At 71.1% G+C, this 17431-nt stretch carries 16 protein-coding genes and 1 pseudogene; 9 read left to right on the forward strand and 8 right to left on the reverse strand.

All coding sequences use genetic code 11. From position 1 onward, the window contains the following. Positions 1–4: 4 nt before the first annotated feature. A complete protein-coding gene (locus ACWEPL_RS46910) occupies positions 5–1447 on the reverse strand; it encodes a serine/threonine-protein kinase (RefSeq protein WP_363984832.1) in 1443 nt (480 codons plus the stop codon). A gap of 9 nt (positions 1448–1456) precedes the next feature. After that, positions 1457–2278, reverse strand: coding sequence for a TIGR03619 family F420-dependent LLM class oxidoreductase (locus ACWEPL_RS46915; RefSeq protein WP_452440082.1), 822 nt, complete (start codon positions 2276–2278; stop codon positions 1457–1459). 88 nt (positions 2279–2366) lie between these two features. Between ACWEPL_RS46915 and ACWEPL_RS46920 the strand changes: the two genes are divergently transcribed. Next, positions 2367–3614: an LLM class flavin-dependent oxidoreductase gene (locus ACWEPL_RS46920; RefSeq protein WP_355210776.1), complete on the forward strand. Its 1248-nt coding sequence runs from the start codon at positions 2367–2369 to the stop codon at positions 3612–3614. Further along, positions 3611–4480 carry a TIGR03619 family F420-dependent LLM class oxidoreductase gene (locus ACWEPL_RS46925; protein ID WP_452440083.1) on the forward strand — a complete coding sequence of 290 codons (870 nt, stop codon included), beginning with the start codon at positions 3611–3613 and terminating at the stop codon, positions 4478–4480. Before ACWEPL_RS46920 ends, ACWEPL_RS46925 begins: the two co-directional genes overlap by 4 nt. A gap of 2 nt (positions 4481–4482) precedes the next feature. Here the strand turns inward: ACWEPL_RS46925 and ACWEPL_RS46930 are convergent, their stop codons facing one another. After that, positions 4483–5025: a TetR/AcrR family transcriptional regulator gene (locus tag ACWEPL_RS46930; protein ID WP_363984837.1), complete on the reverse strand. Its 543-nt coding sequence runs from the start codon at positions 5023–5025 to the stop codon at positions 4483–4485. Positions 5026–5093: 68 nt separating this feature from the next. On the opposite strand from ACWEPL_RS46930, the gene ACWEPL_RS46935 reads away from it, so the two are divergent. Further along, positions 5094–5627 carry a hypothetical protein gene (locus ACWEPL_RS46935; protein WP_452440084.1) on the forward strand — a complete coding sequence of 178 codons (534 nt, stop codon included), beginning with the start codon at positions 5094–5096 and terminating at the stop codon, positions 5625–5627. Here ACWEPL_RS46935 and ACWEPL_RS46940 read toward each other — a convergent pair. Then, entirely contained in the window at positions 5624–6088 is a 465-nt protein-coding gene (locus ACWEPL_RS46940; protein WP_363984841.1) for a MarR family winged helix-turn-helix transcriptional regulator, read from the reverse strand. The two genes, ACWEPL_RS46935 and ACWEPL_RS46940, sit on opposite strands and share 4 nt — an antisense overlap. 54 nt (positions 6089–6142) lie before the next feature. Between ACWEPL_RS46940 and ACWEPL_RS46945 the strand changes: the two genes are divergently transcribed. Genes ACWEPL_RS46945 through ACWEPL_RS46955 form a run of 3 tightly spaced genes read left to right on the forward strand, consistent with a single transcriptional unit; the run spans position 6143 to position 8559 of the window. Then, entirely contained in the window at positions 6143–7312 is a 1170-nt protein-coding gene (locus ACWEPL_RS46945; RefSeq protein WP_452440085.1) for an FAD-dependent oxidoreductase, read from the forward strand. A 42-nt stretch (positions 7313–7354) separates the two neighbouring features. Continuing rightward, positions 7355–8185, forward strand: coding sequence for a HipA family kinase (locus ACWEPL_RS46950; protein ID WP_355210792.1), 831 nt, complete (start codon positions 7355–7357; stop codon positions 8183–8185). Continuing rightward, positions 8182–8559, forward strand: a complete 378-nt coding sequence (locus ACWEPL_RS46955) for a DUF3037 domain-containing protein (RefSeq protein ID WP_363984845.1) — start codon at positions 8182–8184, stop codon at positions 8557–8559. Before ACWEPL_RS46950 ends, ACWEPL_RS46955 begins: the two co-directional genes overlap by 4 nt. Here the strand turns inward: ACWEPL_RS46955 and ACWEPL_RS46960 are convergent. Further along, the gene (locus ACWEPL_RS46960; RefSeq protein WP_355210862.1) at positions 8556–9398 is read right to left on the reverse strand and encodes a GNAT family N-acetyltransferase; all 843 of its coding nucleotides are present in this window, start codon (positions 9396–9398) and stop codon (positions 8556–8558) included. The two genes, ACWEPL_RS46955 and ACWEPL_RS46960, sit on opposite strands and share 4 nt — an antisense overlap. Before the next feature lie 77 nt (positions 9399–9475). Beyond that, positions 9476–10882 carry an alpha/beta hydrolase gene (locus tag ACWEPL_RS46965; RefSeq protein WP_350724402.1) on the reverse strand — a complete coding sequence of 469 codons (1407 nt, stop codon included), beginning with the start codon at positions 10880–10882 and terminating at the stop codon, positions 9476–9478. A gap of 345 nt (positions 10883–11227) precedes the next feature. Between ACWEPL_RS46965 and ACWEPL_RS46970 the strand changes: the two are divergent. Further along, positions 11228–11760: pseudogene (locus ACWEPL_RS46970) on the forward strand (NACHT N-terminal helical domain 7-containing protein); the annotation flags it as partial. A 431-nt stretch (positions 11761–12191) separates the two neighbouring features. Then, the gene (locus tag ACWEPL_RS46975; RefSeq protein ID WP_452440087.1) at positions 12192–13814 is read left to right on the forward strand and encodes an NACHT domain-containing protein; all 1623 of its coding nucleotides are present in this window, start codon (positions 12192–12194) and stop codon (positions 13812–13814) included. Between the two features lie 39 nt (positions 13815–13853). On the opposite strand, the gene ACWEPL_RS46980 is transcribed toward ACWEPL_RS46975, so the two are convergent. Then, positions 13854–14996 (reverse strand): trypsin-like serine peptidase, encoded by a 1143-nt coding sequence (locus ACWEPL_RS46980; RefSeq protein ID WP_452440088.1) that lies wholly within the window; start codon positions 14994–14996, stop codon positions 13854–13856. Between the two features lie 55 nt (positions 14997–15051). Next, positions 15052–16053: a trypsin-like serine peptidase gene (locus ACWEPL_RS46985; protein WP_452440089.1), complete on the reverse strand. Its 1002-nt coding sequence runs from the start codon at positions 16051–16053 to the stop codon at positions 15052–15054. A gap of 198 nt (positions 16054–16251) precedes the next feature. Here ACWEPL_RS46985 and dxr point away from each other — a divergent pair, with 198 nt between their 5' ends. Next, the gene (gene dxr / locus ACWEPL_RS46990) at positions 16252–17430 is read left to right on the forward strand and encodes a 1-deoxy-D-xylulose-5-phosphate reductoisomerase (RefSeq protein WP_452440090.1); all 1179 of its coding nucleotides are present in this window, start codon (positions 16252–16254) and stop codon (positions 17428–17430) included. Position 17431: the final 1 nt, after the last annotated feature.

Genomic DNA, 17431 nt, shown 5'->3' on the forward strand with positions numbered 1-17431 from the left:
CTGGTCAGGATGCGCGGGTGACCGTGCCCGAATAGGTCACCTCGTCCTTACCTTCGCGCGTCACCTTGATGTCCATCTGGTTCGACGCCGACGTCGGGATCATCCGCAATGTCCCCGGATAGCATTCGTCGCCCGTGACCCGGTCGAGGGTGAAGACCATCCCGCTCCCCTGCCGCAGGAGCCGTCCCGAGCAGTGCAGGTCCGATCCCCACAGCATGGCCCCGCCGTCGTTGTCGGGGCCCAGGCGCAGCTCGACGGGGAAGACCCGCTGGGCGGTGAAGTGCTCGGCCGAGCCCGTCCACGTCCCGACCAGCCCCGGCTCCTGGGCGCCGCGCAGCCAGAACACGAACCCGGCCACCGCCATGGCCACGCCCGCCGCGGCCACGCCCACCTGCCAGGCTTTCACCCGCCTGCGGGGCGGGGGCTCGGGAGCGGTGTCGCGGCTGACGGCGGGGAAGCTCGTGGTGGGGTCGGGGTCGTGGATGCGCCCCGGCTCGGCGCTGGGCGGCGCGGTCTCCATGACCAGCCGGAGCCCGGCGGTGCTCAGCTCGCGATCGGCGAACGTCCTGCCGGACCCGGTGACGGGCGAGGCACCGGACGGGCCGACGGCGGCCTGCGCGCCCGAGGACAGCACGTCGCCGCCCCCGGCCGCCTGTCCCAGCAGCCGCCGCAGCACCTCCTCAGCGTCCGGCCGCTCTCCCGGCTCCGGCGCCAGGCAGGCCGCCACGATCTCCCGCAGCCGCCCGGTCAGCGGCCCGAGGTCCGCCTTCCCGTACAGGATCCTGGCCAGGACCTCCTGGTAGGTGTCCGCCGTGTACGCGTGCCGCCCCGTGGCCGTGTACGCGACCGTCAGCCCCCACGCCCACAGGTCGGCGGGCGGCCCGGCGGGCTCGCCCTTGATGCGCTCGGGCGACAGGTACGCCGGGGTGCCGACCGGCATCGCGTTGGTGGTGGCCGCCGTGTCCATGAGCCGGGACACCCCGAAGTCGATCACCCGCGGCCCGTCGAGCCCGAGCAGCACGTTGCCCGGCTTGAAGTCCCGGTGGACCACCCCGGCCCGGTGGATGGCCCCGAGCGCGGTGGCGGTGCCGATGGCCAGGCGTTCGAGCGACCCGCCCAGGCGCGGCCCCTTGGCGACCACGTGCTCCAGGAGCGAGGGGCCCTCGACGTACTCGCTGACCAGGTAGGGCCGGTCGCCCTCGAGATCGGCGTCGATCAGCTGCGCCGTGCAGAACGCGGCCACCCTGCGGACCGCCTCGACCTCTCCCAGGAACCTGCGCCGCACGTCGGGGTCGCCCGACAGGCTCGCGTGCAGCAGCTTGATCGCGACCTGGGCGCCCTGCTCGGAGTGGCCGAGGTAGACGACGCCCTGTCCGCCCTGGCCGAGCCTGCGCGACAGGCGGTACGATCCCAGCTGTCGCGGATCATCGGCTCGGAGTGCGGACATATCTCCTGATTATGCCGGGCAATCGATCAGTCGCGCATAATCATCAAGGATCGGCAACACCGTATCCGCAGGGGCGCTGGGCAAGGTGGCCACCGCCTCCTCGATGCCGAGCCCGGCGAAATAGTCGAGCTTCTCCTCCGTCGGCAGCGTCCCGAACGGGATCACCTTGGCCATCGGCCGCCCGGCCTTGTCGCACGCCTCGCGGAGCATCGGCAGCGCCGACCTGATCCCCTTGCCGCCGATCGGCATCCAGCCCTCGGCGTACTCGGCGACGTGGGCGAACAGCTTCGGCCCCGCCGCGCCGCCCACGTACACCGGCGGGTCCTGGACCGGCTTGGGCCAGGACCAGGACGGCTCGAACCCGTCGAACGAGGCCACCTCGTCCCGCCACAGCGCCCGCATGGCGAGCATGTTCCGCCTGGCCACCTCGCGGCGGCGCGCGTACGGGACGCCGTGGTTCTCGATCTCCTCGACGTTCCAGCCGAAGCCGACCCCGACCACGACGCGCCCGCCCGAGAGGTGGTCGAGCGTGGCGATGGCCTTCGCGGTCACGATGGGGTCGCGCTGGGCGGCGAGCAGGATGCCGGTGCCGACGCGCAGCCGGCGCGTCGCGGCGGCGGCGAAGGACAGGGCGACGAGGGGGTCGAGCGTGCGCTTGTACTCCTCGGGCAGCACGTCCTGCCCCGCCGCGGGAGGGGTGCGGCACGAGACCGGGATGTGGGTGTGCTCGGGCACGTAGAGGGAGTCGAAGCCGCGCTCCTCCGCAGCTCGGGCGAGGTCCTGGACCGGCATGGCCAGATCCGTGGTGAACATCGTGACCCCGAGTCTCATGGGACCTCCTCCTAGTTAACCAAGCGATTGCTCGGTTAAGATTTCCAGAGTACCTTGCAGAAGACCATTCCGCGGAAAGAGGTCCCCGGTGAAGTTTTCTATCTTCCTGAATCCGCAGATTCCCGGCTCCGGGTACGCGGCCGAGGAGAACGCCAAGGCCAAACGCCCGATCGGGCGCGACACGGAGTCGTACCAGAAGCTGCTGCACGAGGTGCGGGAGATAGCCGTGCACGCCGATCAGCTCGGGTTCGACGCGCTCATGATGACCGAGCACCACTTCCACTCCGAAGGCATGGAGTTCTCGGTCAACCCGCTGATGTTCCTCACCGACCTCGCCGCAAGGACCGAGCGGATCCTGCTCGCGCCGCTCGGCCTGGTGCTGCCCGCCTGGGACCCGATCAGAGCCGCCGAGGACGTGGCGCTGCTCGACCAGTTCTCCAAGGGACGGCTGCGGCTCGGCGTGGCGCGCGGCTACCAGAACCGGTGGATGAACGTGCTGGGCCAGCGCTGGCACGCCGCCGCCGCGCGCTCCGACGGGTCGGCCTCCGACACGCGGAACTTCGACGTCTTCGGCGAGGTGCTGAAGATCATGAAGATGGCGTGGACGCAGGAGACGCTGCGCTACAAGTCGGACGTGCTGGACTACCAGGTGCCGTATCCGTTCGAGGGCATCGAGGGATGGCCCGCGCTGGAGTGGACCCAGACGTTCGGCGCGCCGGGCGAGCTCTCCGAGGACGGCAAGGTGCAGGCCGTCTCGGTCTGCCCCAGGCCGTACCAGAACCCGCACCCCGAGCTGTGGCAGCCGTTCACGATCTCGGACCGGTCGGTCATCAGGGCCGCCCAGGAGGACATCCTGCCGTGGATGTTCACCCCCAATCCCGACGACCACGCCGCGAAGGCCAAGCTCTACCAGGAGGAGTCGGCCAAGCAGGGCCGCGAGTACAAGCTGGGCGAGCACACCGGCATCCTCAAGATCGTCGGCATCGCGGACACCACCGAGGAGGCCATCAACACCTTCGGCCGCAGCATCCCCAAGGACTTCGCCGCCTTCTTCGGCCCGTTCGGCTACCTGGAGGTGCTGCGCAAGAAGGAGGACGAGAAGCACAAGCCCATCTCCCCCGAGAAGGGCGACGCCAAGCGGATGAACGACGTGGAGATGGCGCTGTTCGGCACGCCGGACGACGTCAAGCGCGGGATCCAGCGGATGCTCGACCGCATGCCCGACCTGGAGTGGTTCGGGCTCTACATGCAGGGACAGCAGGGCGTGCTGCCGCTGGACACGGTCAAGCGGAACCTGGAACTGTTCGCCACCAAGGTCATCCCGGAGTTCCAATGAAATTCTGGCTGGGGGCCTCGTTCGTCGACACCGACCAGTTCCTGGAGCTGGCGCGGGCGGCCGAGCGGTGCGGGTTCGACACGCTCACGCTGTCGGACCACCTGTTCTACGCCGACTTCGCCTCGCCGTACCCGTACTCGCGGTCCGGACGGCCGCGCTGGGACGCGCGTACGCACTGGCCGGACGTGTGGGTGACGATCGGCGCCATGGCGGCGGTGACCACGACCCTGCGTTTCTCCCCGAACGTCTACATCGCGCCTGCCCGCGACCTGTTCACCGTGGCCAAGCAGGTGTCCACGGCGGCGGTGCTGTCGAGGGACCGCGTGACGTTCGGGGTCGGGGTGGGCTGGTGCAAGGAGGAGTTCGTCGGCACCGGGCAGGACTTCCACACGCGGGGACGGCGGCTGGACGCGATGCTCCCGACGCTGCGCTCGCTCTGGGCCGGCGAGACGGTCGCCCTGGACGGCCTGCCCGAGCTGTCGATCTCGCCCACCCCCGACCGGCCGATCCCCGTCTACGTGGGCGGCGACAGCGACGCGGCCCTGCGCCGGGCCGCCCGGCTGGGTGACGGCTGGATCGGCAACCGGATCTACACGGAGGAACAGTTCGACGTGGTGCTGGCCACGCTCCGCGGCCACCTCGACGAGAGCGGCCGGAGCCAGCCCCTCGACATCATCGCGCCGCTCGCGGTGATGCCGGACGCCGACACCTACCGCCGCTTCGCCGCCAAGGGCGTCACCGGGACCATGGCGGCGCCGTGGTGGCTGGCCACCCCGGAGGAGAAGGCCAGGTACGGCGAGGGGACGCTGGAACTCAAGATCGCCACCATGGAGCGCTTCGCCGAGGAGGTCATCGCCAAGCTCTGACGTCACCGAGGCCGCAGGCCCAGCTCCTCCAGGGCCTCGGCCAGGCCCTTCGGCGACTCCGTCACCGCGCCGATGCGGGCCAGGGCGGCCAGGCCGAGATAGCCGCCGTACGCGGTCAGCGCCCGCCGGGCCGCCTCGTCCGGCGGCTGGCCGACCTCCTCCAGGACGGCTCGCATGAACGCCAGCCGCCGCTCGCTCACCCGCCGCACCACCGGGCCCACCACCGGGTCGTCGGCCTCGCTGATCAGCCGGAACGAGACGGCGGCGTCACGCCCGTCGCCGAAGGCCCACTCCAGCAGCGTCCGCATGCGCTCGGCCGGATCGGGCACCGGCTCCAGCCGGGCGATGATCTCCTCGGTGCCGGCCTCCCACCGCCGCAGCGCCGCCTCGACCAGCGCCTGGCGGTTGGGGAAGTGCCAGTAGAAGCTGCCCTTCGAGACGCCGAGCCGCACCGCCACCGGCTCCACGGCCACGGCGGCCAGCCCACCCTCCGCCAGGGCCTCCAGCGCGGCCCGCGCCCAGTCGTCCGCGTTCAACCGACCCACCCTCCCATCCTTCCATACGCCACCGTATAGTCAGACCATACGCATCCGTATGGAAAGAGGTGGCCCCCATGCCCACGCTCACGGACCGGTTCATCCCGCGGCCCGACGCCTCCGAGCGGCACTCCATCGTGATCAACGCCTCCCGCGAGCGCGTCTGGGCCGCCGTCGCGGACCCGGGCTCGTTCGACCTGCGGGCCGTCGTGGCCGTCCGCAACCTGGCCGCGCGCCTCAGCGGCGGCCGGCCGCACCGGAGCACGCCCCGCTTCACGCCGCTCGGCGAGGACCCGGGGCACGAGCTGGTCATGGGGCTCATCGGGCAGTGGTGGCGCCTCGGGCACGCCGAGAAGAGCGGCACGATCTCCGGCGCCGCCGACTTCCACGCGTTCGACCGTCCCGGCTACGCCAAGGGCACGCTGAGCTTCCGGCTGGACGAGGCGGGCGAGGGGCGGATCAGGCTCGTCACGGAGACCCGCGTGGTGGCCACGAGCGAGGACGCGCGGCGCGCGTTCCTGCGGTACTGGATGGCGATCCGGCTGGGCAGCGGCCTGATCCGCCGCATCATGCTCGCCACCCTCCGCGCCCGCGCCACCCGGCCTCTCTAGGCGCCCGGCCCCTCCTCGGCGAGGTTCTCCAGGATCCGCCGCAGCATGTCGGTGACCTGCGCGACCTCCTCCGGCGAGAACCCCGCGAACACCTGGTGGCTGATCCTCCCGAAGATCGGCGGCAGGCTGGGCACCAGCGCCCGCCCCTCGTCCGTCAGCTCGATGACGATCGAGCGCCGGTCCTCGGGATGCCGCTCCCGCCGCAGCAGCCCCTTGGCCTCCAGCCGGTCGAGCAGCCTGGTCATCCCGGCCGTGTCCGTGCCGAGCCGGCGTTTCAGCAGGCTGGGCGTGCCGCCGCCGCGCGAGGCGTGCAGCAGCAGCGCGGCCTGCTGCGCCGTGAGCCCGAGGGGCGCCAGGCGCCGCTCGGTCTCGGTGTTCAGCTCCCTGCCCACCTGCACGAGCAGCGACCCTCCCCCCAGCACCAGCTCGAACGTCGACTGCGGCGCACGGTTCTCGTTCATCTCCCGAGAATACCCCGCATGGACATTTACTGTCGCGACAGTTACAGTCGCGACATGACCGACACACACGTCTTGATCGTGGGAGGCGGAATCGCCGGATCTTGCCTTGCCCAGGGCCTGCGCCGGACGGGCCTCGCCGTCACCCTCTTCGAACGCGACCCCTCGGCCGCCCACCGCCCCCAGGGCTACCGCATCAGCCTCAAGGACACCGGCGCGCGGGCGCTGCGGGCCTGCCTGCCGGACCACCTGTTCGACCTGGCCGTGGCGACCTCCATCCGCCCGGCCACCCGCATGATCTTCATGGACGCCGGCCTGCGGCCCAAGTTCGCCAAGGACATCCCCGAGCAGCGGCCGGGCGTCGACGGCCTGGGCGTCAACCGGCTCACGCTCCGCGAGATCCTCCTGGCCGAGCCGGCGGGCGAGGTCCGGTTCGGCATGGACTACCAGCGGTACGAGCGACTCGACTGCGGCCGCGTGCGCGCCCACTTCGCGGGCGGCCACCAGGTGGACGGCGACCTGCTCGTGGGTGCGGAGGGCGTGGGCTCGCGGGTGCGGGCGCAGCTCCTGCCCGGCACCGTGGTGGACGACCTCGGCTGGACGCTGTACGGCCGCACGTGGATCACGCCCGAACTGCTGGCCGCCACGCCGCCCGAGCTGATCGACTCCTTCAACCGGATCACCGCCCCCGACGGCACGGCCGTCGCCGTCGCCACCTGCCGCCCGCTCACCCCCGTGCCCGAGGCCGTGGCCCGCCACGCTCCCGGCACACACCTGACGGACGTCCCCGGCTACTTCTCATGGACGATGACCGTGTCCGGCCCCCGGCCCGACGGCGTTTCCCCGGCCGGGCTGCACCGGCTGGCCATGGACACGATGCGGGACTGGCACGAGGGCGTGCGGCGCATCGTGCGCGCGGCCGACCCGGAGGCGACGTTTGTGCTGCAGCTCCATTCGGCACGGCGGGTGGAGCCCTGGGCCGAGCCCGCGGTCACACTGGTCGGCGACGCCGTGCACAGCATGAGCCCCGGCCGGGGCGAGGGCGCCAACGTGGGCCTGCGGGACGCCCACCTGCTGAGCGAGCTGCTCGCGGCGGCCGCGGCCGAGGGGCAGCCCCTCGCCGGCGCCAAGGCCGCGTACGAGCGCCGCATGCTCGACTACGCCTTCACCGCCGTCGACGCCTCCCGCGACCACCCCTTCGCCCCCTTCCGCCGCCCGGCCGGCTGACCGGTCCCGTCGCGCGCCGTCCCGGGAGAAGGAGGAGCCGGGATGGGCGATAGCCTTCGTCCTGTGCTGGAAAGGATCTCAGCCACCCGTTACGTGACCCCGTTGCGTGAAGGTGGTTCGCTGCCCGGCGTCGTCGAGGCCGACGACCTGGGCACGTACGTGGTGAAGTTTCGCGAGGCGGGTCAGGGGCGGCGGGTGCTCGTCGCCGAGATCGTCGCGGCCGAGCTGGGCCGCAGGCTGGGGCTCAGGACCCCCGATCTCAAGCTCATCGACCTCGACCCGCAGATCGGCATCCGGGAGCCGGACGAAGAGGTGCAGGACCTGCTCAAGGCCAGCACCGGCCTCAACCTGGCGGTCGACTTCCTGCCGGGCGCGCTGGGGTTCGAGCCGCTGGCGTGGGCGGCGGACCCGGTGTTCGCGGCCAGGGTGGTGTGGTTCGACGGGCTCATCCACAACATCGACCGCAGCTGGCGCAACCCCAACATGCTGGTCTGGCACCGCGAGACCTGGCTGATCGACCACGGCGCGGCGCTCTGGTTCCACCACAACTGGCGCACGGCCGACCCCCAGCGGAAGTTCGACGCGGGCGACCACGTGCTCGCGCCCTTCGCCGGTGACGTCGAGGCCGCGGGCGACCAGCTGGCCGCGCGGATCACGCGGGAGCTGCTGGTGAGCGTGACCGCGATGGTGCCCGACGAGTGGCTGGACGGCGAGCCGGGGTTCGACGGCCCGGAGGCGGTGCGCGAGGCGTACGTCGATCATCTGATGGAGCGGGCGCACGGGCCGCGCGAGTGGCTCGTGCGCGGCGAGGCGAAGGCGCCGCGCGGCGGCCCGGGGTCGGTGGGCGGGTTCTGGCGGGGAGGAAGCCGGTGACCAGGGACGTCTACGAGTACGCGGTGATCCGCGTCATGCCCAAGGTCGAGCGCGGCGAGCTGATCAACGCGGGCGTGCTCCTCTACTGCCAGCCGCGCGGCTACCTGTGCGCGCGGGTTCAGCTCGACGCCGCCCGGCTGCGCGCCCTCGACCCGAACGCCGACCTCGACGAGGTACGCCGTGCGCTCAGCGCGTACGAGCTGGCCTGCGGTGAGCGGCCGGGACCGCTGGCCGAGGAGTCGCTCGGCGGCAGGTTCCGCTGGCTGACGGCGCCGCGCAGCACGATCATCCAGACCGGGCCCGTGCACGCGGGCCTCACCGCCGACCCCGACACCGAGCTGGCCAGGCTGTTCGACAAACTCGTCCGTATCTAGAAAAGGACGGACATGAAGGTGTCGACCTCCTGGAAGCCCACCTTGCGGTAGACGGCCCTGGCCGAGAGGTTGAAGTCGTTCACGTACAGCGTGACCACGGGGGCGAACAGGCTCCTCGCGGCCTCCACGACGGCGGCCATGCCGGCCACGGCATGGCCCTTCCCCCGCAGCTCGGGGGCGACCCAGACACCCTGGATCTGGCAGGCCTGCGGCGTGACGGCGCCGACCTCCGCCTTGAACACCACCCGGCCGTCGTCGATGCGCGCGTAGGAGCGGCCGATCCTGATCAGCTCGGCGACCCTGGTCCGGTAGAGCGCGCCGCCGTCGCCGAGGTTGGGCGAGACGCCGACTTCCTCGGTGAACATGGCCACGCAGGCGGGCAGCAGGATGTCGAACTCCTCCGGCCGCACCCGGCGTACGAGCGGATCGGCGGGCACCGGCGGCGTGCGCGAGGTGGCCATGACCGGCTGAGCCCAGCGGATGGCCCGCGCCCGGCCCCAGTGCGGCTCGAGACGCTCCCACAGCAGAGAGACGGCGTCGACCGGGCCCACGATGGAGGAGCAGCGGCGCCCCTGCTTGCGGGCACGGTCGGCGAAGGCGTGCACGGCCTCGGGGCCGGCGTTGACGGGCACCATGTTGGCCCCGGCGTAACAGAGTGACACAAGGCCGCCTCGCGCGCCGAACCCCCACATCTGCCCACCCAGCCTCGCCGGATTGAGTCCGACGGCCCGCACTCTGGAGGAGACGAAGACGTTCGCGACCGGGTCGGTGTCCAGCAGGGCTAGGACCTCGTCCCGGTCGCTGTCGTCGAGCACGCGCGACGCCGATGTACGCAGCATCACAAAGGTCACACTACGCGAAGGGGCACCGATTGGCTCAGTGGGTGACGGCCACGGTAATCCTTTCTTGACGTCAGTCAGAGCCCAAGGGTGCCGAGGATCCCGAGCAGGCCGGCCGGAGGGCTCACGGCGTCCGCCGTCATGTGGGTCGACGGGCGCGGCTCGGGCTGCGCGGCGCACTCCACGTCCCGCGGCGGCACCGTGCCGTCCCGCAGGTACGCGGCCAGGTGCTCGTCCACGCACTCGCTGCCCGTCAGCGACACGCCGTGGTTGCCGCCGGCGTCGATCACCATGCCCGTGCGGACGAAGTGCCTGCGCATCTCCAGGGCCCCCTTGAACGGCGTCGCGGCGTCGTCACGGGACTGGATGAGGAGCACCGGCGGCAGGTTCGACGAGCCCTGCACCTCGATCGGCGTCCCGCCCCGCACCGGCCAGAAGGCGCACGGGGCGTTGAACCAGGCGTTCGGCCAGGTCAGGAACGGCGCCCGGCGGTGCAGCCGGGTCATGTCCTCGCGCCACTTCTCCCACTTGCGCGGCCACTTGGCGTCCCTGCACTGGACGCCCAGGTAGGAGGCGTAGCCGTTCTCGTCCGCCTTGTCGTCCTCGCCGTGCTTCTTGTAGATGTCCACCATGCCCTTCACGTCGCCCTGCCGCACGTACGCGGACCAGGCCGCGGCGAACGCGGGCCAGACCCGGTCGCTGTACCCGGCGACCGTGAAGGTGTCGTCCAGCTCGCTCGGCCCCACGATGCCGCCGGCCGGGCGGGCCCGCAGCCGGTCGCGCATCGCGTAGTAGGCGAACGACGTCTGCTTGAGCGAGGTGCCCAGCCGGTAGACGTCGTTGTGCTTGGCCGTCCAGGCCAGGAACTGCCGGTGACGGTGCTCGAAGGCGCTGTCCTGCCGGATGTTCGCGTCGTACCAGACGCCCGTGGGGTCGACCGTGCTGTCCATGACCAGCCGCCTGACCCTGGCCGGGAAGAGCGTGGCGTAGACGGCGCCCAGGTAGGTGCCGTACGAGTAGCCGAGGTAGCTGATCTTCTGCTCGCCGAGCGCGGCACGGATCGAGTCCATGTCCCTGGCGGAGTTCTCGGTGGTGAGGTGCGGCAGCAGCCAGGACCAGCGCGCGCCGCACCGGTCCGCGAACTCGCGCGCCCTGTCGAGCAGCTCCCGCTCCTCGGCCGGTCCCTTCGGCACCGCGTCCGGCCTCGGGGCCTTGAAGAACACCGCCGGGTCCACGCAGTGCAGCGTCGGCTCGCTGCCCCCGACGCCGCGCGGGTCGAACCCGACGATGTCGTAGCGCTCGCTCACGTCCGACGGCAGGGACGAGGCCACGAACTCGGCCAGACTCCGCCCCGGCGCGCCCGGCCCGCCCGGGTTCACCAGGAGCGCGCCCAGGTAGTTGGCGCTCCTGGAGACCCTGGCCCGGACGCGGTTGACGGCCAGCTCGATCGTCTGGCCCCACGGCTCCCGGTAGTCGAGCGGCACGCGCAGGGTGCCGCACTCCAGGTTGGCCGGCGCCGGCCTCCCGCTACTCCCTATCGGACACGGTCCCCAGGCGATGGCCGCCGGCGCCTGTCTCGCACCGCTGGCCACCGCCGTCCCATCCCCGCTGGCTATCCCTCCGACGAGCACCGCGACACCGGCGACAACCCCAACGACCCGCTTCACCCGGCCCCCTCCCTGTTGATAGGCCTTGCGATGCTCCCGCGAGCGACCGGTTGATCACGTTGAGTATGGGGAAAAGCTTGCCAATTTGTAATCGCGCGATTGCACGAAGTGATCGTGGTACATCGGGGCGCGGATGGCCCGGCGACGGCCTACCATCCCGGCATGGCGAGGGGATATCGGTACGTCGACGCGGTCCGGCTCCTGGGCGGGCAGGACCCGGCGGTCAAGGCCCTGGACACCCTGCTGGGGGTCGGCACCCTGGGGGTCTGGGACCTGATCGAGGCCAAGAACGAGCTCATCAAGGTCGGGAACGACCTGCTGGGGCGGTGGCGGGACTGGCGTTCCGGCAAGGTGTGGCGCAGCCGTACCGAGAGGCTGGAGGCCGCGCACGCGATCCTCGTCGTCACCGCCTACTGGAGGCGCTGGAGGACTTCGAGCTGCCCTTCGATCCCAAACAGCTGCGGTTAGGCAAGGACGACCAGTGCGTGGTCATGAATGTGCCAGAGATCCCGTGTCCTGCCCCGCACCGGCCCTTCGAGCGGAACATCGAACAGGTCGAGGGCACGTACATGACGTTCGGCCATGGCCTGACGTTGTCCGACATCCGCAAGCGGCTCCGCGAGCACGAGTGGGAGCAGGTCCGCGCGGTGTTCAGGGACGGCGCCCTGGTCGAAGCGGCCCTGCGCCGTTACACCGACGCCTACCGGCGGCTGGCCCTGGACGTCCCGGAGTTCGCGTTCTGGGCCGGGCAGGTCGATCACCAGGCGACCCGCGAGGGCCTGGCCGAGCTGCGGCGACTGCTCGGCATGCTCGCCTCTGGCGCCGCGCTGCCCGCCCAGCTGGAGACCGTGTCCCGGCTGCACCAGGTCGCGCTGACCCGCCCGGTCGCCGAGACGGGGCACGTCCCGGCGGGCATGGAGCTGCCCACGCTGGACCAGGCCTACCTCGCCCCTCGTTACCAGGTCGCGGAGACGACCGCGTCCGACGACCCGAGCGCCGAGTCCTGGTGGGAGGAGGCCGAGGTCAGGGAGGATCTCGCCGGGTTCCTGGCCGGTTTCCTGACGGGCAGGGGCGCCACGGAGCGGCCGCTGGTCGTGCTCGGCCAGCCCGGTGCGGGCACGACGGGGTGCTGCCCGTCGTGTTCCTCGACGGGTTCGACGAGTTGCTGCAGGCCACCGGGGTGCGGCAGACCGACTATCTGGAGAAGGTGGCCAGGTTCCAGCAGCGGGAGTCGGACGCGGGGCGCGCCGTGGCCGTGATCGTCACCAGCCGCACGGCCGTCGCCAACCGGGCGAGCTTCCCCGAGGGCACCTGCGTGGTCAGCCTGGCACCGTTCGACCAGCAGCAGATCGCACACTGGCTGCGGATCTGGAACAACGCCAACGCCGCCTACTTCCAGCAGCATGGACTGCGCCGGCTCACCCCCGACGTGGTGGACCGGCAGGCCGCCCTCGCCGGGCAGCCGCTGCTCCTGCTGATGCTCGCGCTGTACGACGCCGACAGCAACGCCCTGCGCTCCGCCGCCGAACTGGGCCAGGCGGAGCTCTACGAGCGCCTGGTGCGGAGGTTCGTCGAGCGCGAGCTGGACAAGGCGCATCCGCGTGCCGAGGTGGCCGGGCTGGTCGAGCGGGAGCTGGTGCATCTCGCCTGCGTGGCCTTCTCGATGTTCAACCGAGGGCGGCAGTGGGCGACCAGCACCGAGTTCGACCAGGATCTGAAGGCGCTGAAGCTGGACCGGCCCGAGGCCGGTGCGGGGTTCGCCGCCCCGCTGAGCTCGGGTGACCTGGCACCGGGCAAGTTCTTCTTCGTGCACGAGGCCCGGGCCACCCGCGACAAGGAGGTGCTCCACACCTACGAATTCCTGCACGCGACCTTCGGCGAGTTCCTCATCGCGCGCTTGGTGGCCGCTCTCCTCAACGAGATCGTCGGAGACGCCGACTCGGTGTTGCGCGAGGTCGACGACGGGCTGCTCAGGACATTGCTGTCCTGGGCGACGCTCTCCAGCCGCCGTCCCGTCATCGACTTCCTGCAAGAGCTAGCGAAGCCGGAGTGGCAGCCGCTGATCGTCCGGCTGTTCCGGCGGCTGGAGTCGCGCGACGAGCCGCCCTACCGGTATCGGCCGTGGGAGGCCGGTCCTCAGCGGCGGTTCGCCTACTACTCGGCGAACCTGGTGCTGCTCGCGCTGGTCTGCGGAGACCTGCGCGCGAGCACGCTGATGCCGGGGCACGAGCCGGTGATCCGGGAATGGCGGAGGTACGCGCTGCTGTGGCGCTCCCAGTGCGCGCCCGAGGAGTGGACCAGCCTCACTTCCATGATCGACGCTGCCCCAGAGCTCTCGGACATGGCCCTCCGGCTGGCCCCGGAGGGCCTTGGCCTCCCTCTCGACCCTCTGCCTAACCCGCTCCTGGACGCGCGTGGCATCATGCGATTCTTCCTCGAAGCCCGCTTCTGCTACGACGCGGACCAGATGGCGCTTTTCCAAGCCATATTGCCGTTCATAAACGGAATCGAGGACGACCCTGGCTGGGGGCGCGGGGTGCCGTTGCGGGGGTTGCTGGAGGTGCTGAGACTGGACAGCGGCCAGGAGCGTCGTGAGATCTACCTTCGCGCGATCAAGGACTGGCATTCGATCGAGGTCGCGCCGCTGGTCAAGGCCATAATTGGCGATCTGGCCCTGATCAGCGGCCCCGACCGGGACGAACTCCTGGCCAACCTGCCGAAGAGCGACGTCATGCATATCGTCGCCTAAGCGCGCGAATCCCTGCGCTGATCGCCATCGGCGACTGGGCTACGCGTGCTCCGCCGTGTCGAAGAGGGCCTTGGTGGCGTCGCCGAAGTACGGGCCGTACATGGTGCGCTGGTCGTCGCTGTACTTGAAGCTGCTCACCGACGTGATCGTCCCCTTGCCCGTGGCCAGGTCGAACGTGGTCATCCACGGCCCGCCGCTCGATCCCGCCGTCATCTCGCAGCCCAGCCCCTGGTCGCGGCTCTGCCCGTACGGGTCGGCCCGAAGCCGCCCCGCGCAGTAGACCAGGTGATGCCCGTCGTACGGCGGGTCGGCCGGGTAGCCGAAGCCGAACACCTGGCCCCCGCGAGCGGCGTTGAAGGCGATCTCCTGCGTGCCCACCACGTCGGCCACGTGCCTGCCACCGGACGTGGCCAGCGCCACCATGCCCACGTCGAAGTTGTCGTCGCCACGGCTCGACCAGGGCCCGGCGACGAACATGCGGCGGGCCGCGTACTGCCCGAACCGCTGCGCCCCGCCCATCCCGTACGCCGGGACGAACGTCCAGTTGGCGGCCCACCCGCCCGCGCCGTCCTTGACGCAGTGCCCGGCGGTGACCACGACGTCCCTGTTGGCGCTGCGTACGGTGCTGGCCGAGCAGACGAAGTCCGCCCCGCGCACGGTCAGGAAGACGCGGCCGGTGGTCCTGGCCACGGCGCCGCCGGTGATCCAGCGCGAGCCGATCGTGTTGGTCTCCGGCCGCTTGGCCGCGCCCCCCTGGTCCCGCCGGGCGGCCGCCGCCTGGTGCCGGGGCGTGCGGCCCCACAGCCAGGCGGCCAGGCCGTCACCCGACACGCCCGTGGTCACGCCGTCGCCTCGCGGAGTCAGGCGCCGGCTCGACACGTCAGGAGCGGTGCGTATCTCCGTGCGCCCCGTCACGCCGCTCAGCAGGCCCGCGCCGTCCGTCACGCTGTCCAGCAGGTCGATCGGCAGCGCCTTGGCCATGCGCTCCGGCGTCCAGTAGTCGAGCACGCGCCGCTGCTCGGCGCTGGTGCGGGCGGCCACGTGCTCGACTATCTGGTGTCGCATCGCCCTGTGGTCGGATGGGTCGGCCTGCTGCTGGCCGGGGGCCGCACCGAGGAGGGCGGGCCCGATCAGCCCCGCCAGAAGCGGGGCGGCCGCTAGCAGGGGGGTGCTCAAGGTCATGCCCCCCGAGTCTGCACTACGAGATGTGTTCTTGTGACTACTTTCGGTAAATACCTCAGAGTGCGTTGGTGCTCTGTGCCGCTTGGTAGACGCTCTGCGCCTCGTTCCCGAAATATGGGCCGAACATCCAGTTGGGGGCGAAGTTGTATTTGAAGCTGTTGACCGAATTCTGGGTGCCGAGGCCGGTCGACTCGTTGAAATTCAGCATCCAGGGGCCGCCGCTGGAACCGCCGGTCATGTTGCAGGTCAGGCCGTGGTCCTCGCTCGCGAGGAAGTCGTCGAAGGTCCGACCGCTGCAGTAGATGAGCTTCGAGCCGTCGTACGGCGCCGCCGCCGGGTAGCCGAACCCGTACATCTGCTGCCTTCTCCCCTGGTTGAACGCGACACCCTGGCCACCCACGGCGTCCACCAGCGTCTTGCCCTCCAGCGGCGCGACGACGGCGGCGGCGACGTCGAAGTTGATGTCCTCGCTCGCGTTCCACTGCTGCGTGGTCAGCAGTTTCGTGGCCGCCCAGGTGCCCGACGGGCGGTTGCCGTTGTTGTAGCCGGGCACGAAGACCCAGTTCGTGTGGAACGTTCCGTTCAGTTTGACGCAGTGGCCGGCGGTCAGGACCACGCTCTTGTTCGCGCTGGTCACCGCCGAACCCGAGCAGGACGCGTTGCGTCCCTGCGTGGTGAAGAAGATCCGGCCGGTGGTCTTCACGACCGCGCCGGAGCCGGTCCACGGCTCGCCGGACGACCGGGCCGACTGCAGCTCCGCCCCGGCACGCGTCGCCCCGGTGGGCGGCGCCGTCCACGGGGTGCCCTCGGCAGGCTCTCCCAGCGCCATCTTCGCCCCCTTCTTCGGGCCGGGCGCGTCCAGCGGCTGGGCCCCCTCCATCCGCTGCTCGGTCCAGTACGTCAGGACCTGCCGCTGCTCGGACGCGGTGTCCGCCGCCGCGTACTGGGCGGGTTTGGGCCGCATCTGTACGCCGGCCTGCGCCCCACCGGCGGGCAGCAGGACGGCGCCGCCGGCGGTGAGGCTGAGGATGGAAAGCAGAACGACTGCGCGGTGCATTACGTACCTCCCGAAAACCGGACCTGGGGTACGGAAGGTAGCCGTAGCAATATCCGGATTTCTCAAGATTTGCGCATACCGATATAGCCGCATTCCGGCATTAATTCACTGCGTTATCTCGGGTCACATAAGTGCTGGGATTTCGACGCGGTCGGTACCGCGTGCCCGAGCGCGCCCTGCAGCGGGGACAATGGACAGGTGCAAGAAGAGACCCTCCGATCCGTCGTGGTGCTCGGCTCCACCGGCTCCGTCGGCACCCAGGCCCTCGATGTCATCGCCGCCAACCCCGGCGGCTTCAAGGTCGCCGGGCTGGCGGCGGGCGGCGGGCGGGTCGACCTGCTGGCCAGGCAGGCGGCGACGTTCGGCGTCGAGGTGGTCGCGGTGGCCGACGCGGCGGCCGTGTCCGAGCTGAAGGACGCGCTGTCCGCGCACGGCGCGAAGCCCACGGTGCTCGGCGGGCCCGAAGGGGTCGCGGAGGTGGCGGCCTGGCAGTGCGACACGGTGCTCAACGGCATCACCGGCGCGCTCGGGCTGACCTCCACCCTGGTCGCGCTGGAGGCGGGCAGGACCCTCGCGCTGGCCAACAAGGAGTCCCTGATCATCGGCGGCCCGCTGGTCAAGCGGCTCGCCAAGCCCGGCCAGATCCTCCCGGTCGACTCCGAGCACTCGGCGGTGCAGCAGTGCCTGTGGGCCTCGGGCCCCGACGGCTACGACCCCGACAGCGTCAAGCAGCTCGTGATCACCGCGAGCGGCGGGCCGTTCCGGGGGATGAAGCGCGAGGAGATGTTCGGCGTCACACCCGAGATGGCGCTGGCCCACCCCACCTGGTCGATGGGCCCGGTCATCACGATCAACTCCGCCACCCTGGTCAACAAGGGGCTGGAGGTCATCGAGGCGCACCTGCTGTTCGACTTGGGTTTCGACCGCATTGAGGTCGTGGTCCACCCGCAGTCGATCATCCACTCCATGGTGGAATACGTCGACGGCTCGACCGTGGCCCAGGCCAGCCCGCCCGACATGCGGCTGCCGATCGCGCTCGCGCTCAGCCACCCCCGCCGCATCCCGGGCGCGGCACGCGCCATCGACTGGACCAAGGCGCACACGTGGACGTTCGAACCCCTCGACGACGTCGCGTTCCCCTCCGTCGCGCTGGCCAGGCACGTCGGCGGCGAGGGCGGCACCGCGCCCGCCGTCTACAACGCGGCCAACGAGGCGTGCCTCGACGCGTTCATGCGGGGCGAGCTGCCGTTCCTGGCGATCGTCGACACCGTGGCCAAGGTGGTCGAGGAGCACCAGGTCACCCCGGCCGACTCGGTCGAGGAGGTGCTCGCGGCCGACGCCTGGGCCCGGGCCCGCGCGATCGAGCTGTCCCGCTGAC

Source organism: Nonomuraea sp. NPDC004186 (assembly GCF_053603495.1).

Bases quoted from the DNA above. Each gene is read 5' to 3' on its own strand.
- ACWEPL_RS46910 (WP_363984832.1), bottom strand. From the start codon at position 1,447: ATGTCCGCACTCCGAGCCGATGATCCGCGACAGCTGGGATCGTACCGC.
- ACWEPL_RS46960 (WP_355210862.1), bottom strand. From the start codon at position 9,398: ATGCTGCGTACATCGGCGTCGCGCGTGCTCGACGACAGCGACCGGGAC.
- ACWEPL_RS46935 (WP_452440084.1), top strand. From the start codon at position 5,094: ATGCCCACGCTCACGGACCGGTTCATCCCGCGGCCCGACGCCTCCGAG.
- ACWEPL_RS46945 (WP_452440085.1), top strand. From the start codon at position 6,143: ATGACCGACACACACGTCTTGATCGTGGGAGGCGGAATCGCCGGATCT.
- ACWEPL_RS46915 (WP_452440082.1), bottom strand. From the start codon at position 2,278: ATGAGACTCGGGGTCACGATGTTCACCACGGATCTGGCCATGCCGGTC.
- ACWEPL_RS46985 (WP_452440089.1), bottom strand. From the start codon at position 16,053: ATGCACCGCGCAGTCGTTCTGCTTTCCATCCTCAGCCTCACCGCCGGC.
- ACWEPL_RS46925 (WP_452440083.1), top strand. From the start codon at position 3,611: ATGAAATTCTGGCTGGGGGCCTCGTTCGTCGACACCGACCAGTTCCTG.
- ACWEPL_RS46980 (WP_452440088.1), bottom strand. From the start codon at position 14,996: ATGACCTTGAGCACCCCCCTGCTAGCGGCCGCCCCGCTTCTGGCGGGG.
- ACWEPL_RS46950 (WP_355210792.1), top strand. From the start codon at position 7,355: ATGGGCGATAGCCTTCGTCCTGTGCTGGAAAGGATCTCAGCCACCCGT.
- ACWEPL_RS46940 (WP_363984841.1), bottom strand. From the start codon at position 6,088: ATGAACGAGAACCGTGCGCCGCAGTCGACGTTCGAGCTGGTGCTGGGG.